Below are 4,217 nucleotides of genomic sequence, written 5' to 3'. Positions count from 1 at the left end.
CCTCATAATAGGTCAACAGCCGCTTGCCGCCTGACAGCGCCGTCACCGAGAACATCATCGTCCTGCCGTTGGCATGGACAAATTCGCGCGGCGCGACGGATCCGGCGCGAATCTCCTCGAGACGAGTGGCAAGGTAGCGCTGCCATTGCCGTTCGTCGATGTCGCCATAGATGCCGCTGCGGCGGTTGAGCTCCATCAACAGGCTGAACGGAGCGCCGACGCCGACAGCGCCGTCCGGAATCCTCGAGAGGTCGCGATAGGCCTTGTTGACGATCAGCGTGTCGAGCCTGGCGTCGAGGAGCACGACGCCCATCTGCATGGCGTCCATCGTCCGCTCGAGGTCGGCCAGATGCTGGTCGGGCTCGCCGTCGGCCGATGGTTCCGGCCCCGGACCCTTGAAGGCGCCGGCCAATGCCGTGACGTTGCGGCCGATTCCGCGATAGCCGGCAAATCTTCCTTCGTCGTCGAACTTCGGAAAGCCTGATGTCAAGACCCAGCGACAGTCGGCGCTGCCACCCTTGAGTTCGTAGACGAAGTCGCGAAAAGGCCGGTGCGCCTGCAGATCCTCCAAATGCGCGGCGCCACTACGATCGCCGTTCAGGACCTGATTGAGGAAGTCGAAGCGGAACCGGCCAAGCACGTTTGCCGGATCGATGCCGGTGGCTGCCTGGTAATTTTGCGAGAGCCAGGAGAAGCGCAGTTCGGCGTCGGTCTCCCAGACCCAGTCGGAACCGGCTTCGACGAGTTGGCGAAGCGCATCGTTCGAATCCATGCAAGAGGCGGACGATGATGCATCGTCGCCATGCGCTGTGGATCTGCGAGGCGCGCGCTTGCCGCGCGCGCTGATTGTTTCGTTCGCTTCCGCCATGCCGTCCCCACCCCGAAAACCAAGGCCGAACCCTCCTCCGCGGTTCGTCGGCAAAATGTGCCCGAGAAGCATTAAGGATCCGCTAACCTTAACGGTCAGTTAGCTTCATTCCGCCCGGTTGTCGGCGGGGTCGAACCCGCTATATAAGCAACGGCAGGGGTATTGCTGATGCTTGGACGGATTGTGCCTTTTTTCATGGGGCTGGCGCTGCTTTTCGGCGGCGGTTGCTCGCGCAGTTATGACGGCACGGTCGTCATCCCGAGGCCGCTCGATGTCCGGCGCTTCTGGGACCGGCCGCCACCGAATGTCGACTACGGCCAATCCGAGGTCGAAAACGGCGCTTTTCCGGTGGCGCCGCAGCCGCCCCGGCGTTTTTCCGAGCGCAAGGTAAGCCATGCCGCACCGAAACGGCACCAGACGAGGTTGCCTGCGTCGGCGTCCCTATCGGCGCCGGCGAAGTCGCTGACCTGCAGGAACGTCAGCGAGCCTGGCAAGAGAGCTCGCATGGTCTGCGATTAGATTGGAGCTTGGTCCTAAAAGCGGGATTCGGTCAAAAAACACGATCCGCGGATAGCTCGGCGAACGGGCTTTCACAGGGAAGCAGCGCCTTTTTTCGGCTCCTTCGCTCCGAGCTTGTCGAGTGCAAGACGAACCTGACGCAGATCTTCCTGCCAACCGTCATCGTCGTCCATTGGACCCTCCGAGGCAGCCCGCTGCAACCCACGCGCCTCGGATTCGATCTCGCGCAGTTCGGCGATTTTCTGTTCGGTGGTCAGCGAGTCGTCTTCGACGATCTCCAGCACCCGCATTTCCCTGAACGTAGCCATGGCGTTCCTCCCGGCTGATGTCGATCACAACGCCGTGAGCGCCCCTCTGTTCCAGACGGATCGCGCAGCCGCATAGCAGCAGGCACGCCGCCGCCGGTGATCGCAAATCGGGGAAGACCGGCGATCATTCGGCCGGGAAAAATGCCGGGCCGACCAAGCGCACCGGCCGCTCGCCGGCCTCGATCGAAAGGTGCTGGGCGGCACCTGGGGCTTCGGCATCGATCCCGGGGACGGCCGCAACCGTGCCGAGATCCGGCTTCGCCGTCGGCAACGGAATAATGGCGTTGCGCATGTTGGCGGGCGTCACGGTCCTGGCTCGCAGTTCGGTGACCCGCTGGTAGTAGCGCTTGACGTCGCATGCCTTGAAATTCGCATCATCGCGATATCTGAAGGCTGCCGGCAGCTCGGTATAGGGTTTGCGCGTGTCGAGCGCGGTCATCTGGTCGGTTTCGAGGCTGGCGTCGTTCAACGTGTAGAGGTCGACGCCGGGGTCATCGCAGATGTAACGGCATTGATCGACCGTCTCCTTCAGATCGCCGCTGGCGGCGAATTGCGACTTTGGCGCCGGGAAGAAATATCCGTCCGACAGACGCACGCAAAACAGCATCGCATTGCCGGCGAACGTGGTGCTCGCCGATTGGGTGCTGGGCGCGGCGCGCACAGGCCGTTGCTTTGCCGAAGGCGCACAGCCAAGCGCGACGAGGCGCGCCTGCAGGCCCGCTGTGTCGCGGCCCGAATTCCCAGCGGCAGCAATCCGGCGCTGCACATCCGAGCGGCTCCTGGCGAGATCGGCGCAAGCGTTGAAGAGACCACCAAGCGAACTCTTCGCCGTGCACTGGCGCTGTCTCTCGATAGTCTGGATGGCTGCAAGTTGCCGGCGCAACTGGGCAAGCTCCGGGCTCGCCCCGCCGCTGCGGCCAGCCGAAAGCAACTGGCTTCTGATCGCGCCGCAGCTGTCCGCGTAGGACGAAAGCGTACCGAACAAAACTGCCGCCAGCGAAATAAATGCGATCACCATGGAAGGCCAGAAACGGATCATCGGGACAACTTGGTCCTTTTTGCGGAGAACCCGGAATTTAGAGTTCATGACTTCAGCAAGCTTCGGCTACATGAGTAGTTCCTAATAATCTAAAGAATTTCGACATGAATGACCTATTGTCTATTGCACTACGTCACCTCATGTAAATTCGATATTACATTTTTATTTCAAGATTGAGACGAAACTCGAAAGAAAGCGCAAGCCGACCATCGCCGAGGACCTGCAGCGCGACGGACCGAGATCAATGCGCCATTATCGCCATGCGTTCGAAACCTTTGCCCGGTCTTCCGCGTTGAAGGACCAAAAGGAGAACGCAGATGTCGATCCACTTCACCGTCTCCGACCTGACAAGAAACCTGTTTCACTCGCTGGGGCTGGACCAGCGCGCGCCAAGGCCACTCAATCCCGAGCAAAGCCTGTTGCTGGAATGCTATCTGGCCGGCCAGGTTCCTGAATCAGCCTGGAGCGACTACGTCTTCGAGACGCCCGATCTTGCCCGGCATGCCGAGGCCAGGCGCAGTCACCACTGACCCGACAACGAGGCTTACTTGGGAGAGGCGAATTGCAACGTAAACACGTTGCCAGCGATCCCTTGCGCCAGCTTCGCCGAGAAAGTCAGGGGCAGGCAATTCCGCAGGGCCGCTGTCGCGGCATCGACAAATGTTTTTTTCGCCTTGGCATCGCCATTCACCTTGATGGCCGTCGGCCTCGGCGGGCCGATCAGCGTCCCATCCCGCTTGAAGCTGAAGCTCAAGGTGACGCTGGCGGTCCCGGCGTCCGCCGGCGGTGTCCAGCATGCCTGGATCGCTGCCCCGACATCGTCCATCGTGTTGAGTTCGGCTGCACTCGAAGCATGGACAACGGCCGCCAGCATCACGCCCGCAACCGCAATCCGTCTCGCAACGCTTTTCATCGCCAGCCCTCGTCTCATGCCTGACCGACAATCCATGCCGGACTGCCGAGATGGATGGTAGGGCCAACGCCGGCAATGACAATATCTCTCGAAAAAAGTTGACGCCAAAAAAGCGACACTGGACGAGGCCTGCGTGCCAGATCGCACTTGGCGATGGCGTGCAAAAGCAAAAGGCCGGCATTGCGCCGACCTTTCCTATCGCTACGACGTTCTGCGCCAGTACATCCGTGGTCGCGGGCCGAAAGCGAATTGCCTGCAGTAGACAGGGCTTTGGTTAACGTATCCTTAACCTCAGGCCTTGGCCTGCGACTTCACATGGGCGATGTAGCCGCGCACATCGCCGGCCGGCTCGCTATAGGCCTTGCCGAGCGTCTTCTCGATCGCCGCCACATAGTCCTTCGCCCACTTGGGCAAGGCATAGTCGACGACGGCCAGGAATTCGAGCGTCGCCGCCAGGCGGATATCGGCGATCGAAGGATGCTTGCCGCCGATGAACGGCTTGCCGTCCCTGAAGAAGCTGTGAAACACTTCGAGCGGCTCGGCGATCGCCGCCATCGCCGCCTTCTGGGC

The 4,217-nt window shown here is 61.3% G+C and carries 7 protein-coding genes; 2 read left to right on the top strand and 5 right to left on the bottom strand.

Annotated elements, in window-relative coordinates; genetic code table 11:
• Positions 1-868, bottom strand: an 868-nt coding sequence (locus EN893_RS21215) for a PAS-domain containing protein (protein WP_164900996.1), incomplete at its 3' end; no start/stop codon positions are given.
• A 168-nt stretch (positions 869-1,036) separates the two neighbouring features.
• On the opposite strand from EN893_RS21215, the gene EN893_RS21210 reads away from it, so the two are divergent.
• Positions 1,037-1,387, top strand: coding sequence for a hypothetical protein (locus tag EN893_RS21210; RefSeq protein WP_127268024.1), 351 nt, complete (start codon positions 1,037-1,039; stop codon positions 1,385-1,387).
• 71 nt (positions 1,388-1,458) lie between these two features.
• On the opposite strand, the gene EN893_RS21205 is transcribed toward EN893_RS21210, so the two are convergent.
• Both EN893_RS21205 and EN893_RS21200 read right to left on the bottom strand, forming a co-directional pair.
• Positions 1,459-1,695, bottom strand: coding sequence for a hypothetical protein (locus EN893_RS21205; RefSeq protein WP_013529265.1), 237 nt, complete (start codon positions 1,693-1,695; stop codon positions 1,459-1,461).
• A gap of 124 nt (positions 1,696-1,819) precedes the next feature.
• The gene (locus EN893_RS21200) at positions 1,820-2,734 is read right to left on the bottom strand and encodes a DUF2865 domain-containing protein (RefSeq protein ID WP_127268025.1); all 915 of its coding nucleotides are present in this window, start codon (positions 2,732-2,734) and stop codon (positions 1,820-1,822) included.
• 317 nt (positions 2,735-3,051) lie between these two features.
• Here EN893_RS21200 and EN893_RS21195 point away from each other — a divergent pair, with 317 nt between their 5' ends.
• On the top strand, positions 3,052-3,264 hold the full coding sequence (locus EN893_RS21195; RefSeq protein ID WP_023810978.1) for a hypothetical protein: 213 nt from the start codon (positions 3,052-3,054) through the stop codon (positions 3,262-3,264).
• Between the two features lie 14 nt (positions 3,265-3,278).
• Here EN893_RS21195 and EN893_RS21190 read toward each other — a convergent pair whose 3' ends face one another.
• Together EN893_RS21190 and EN893_RS21185 are read right to left on the bottom strand one after the other, a co-directional pair.
• Complete coding sequence (locus EN893_RS21190) at positions 3,279-3,608, bottom strand: hypothetical protein (RefSeq protein ID WP_236383526.1); 330 nt, start codon at positions 3,606-3,608, stop codon at positions 3,279-3,281.
• Positions 3,609-3,938: 330 nt separating this feature from the next.
• Positions 3,939-4,217: glutathione S-transferase C-terminal domain-containing protein (locus EN893_RS21185; RefSeq protein WP_164900995.1), on the bottom strand; the 279-nt coding region annotated here is incomplete at its 5' end.

The sequence above is a fragment of the Mesorhizobium sp. M7A.F.Ca.CA.004.04.2.1 genome (genome assembly GCF_004022825.1).
Taxonomy (GTDB): Bacteria; Pseudomonadota; Alphaproteobacteria; order Rhizobiales; family Rhizobiaceae; genus Mesorhizobium.
The sequence above is the reverse complement of the archived record's forward strand: the minus strand, read 5'-3'. Positions and strand labels throughout refer to the sequence as shown.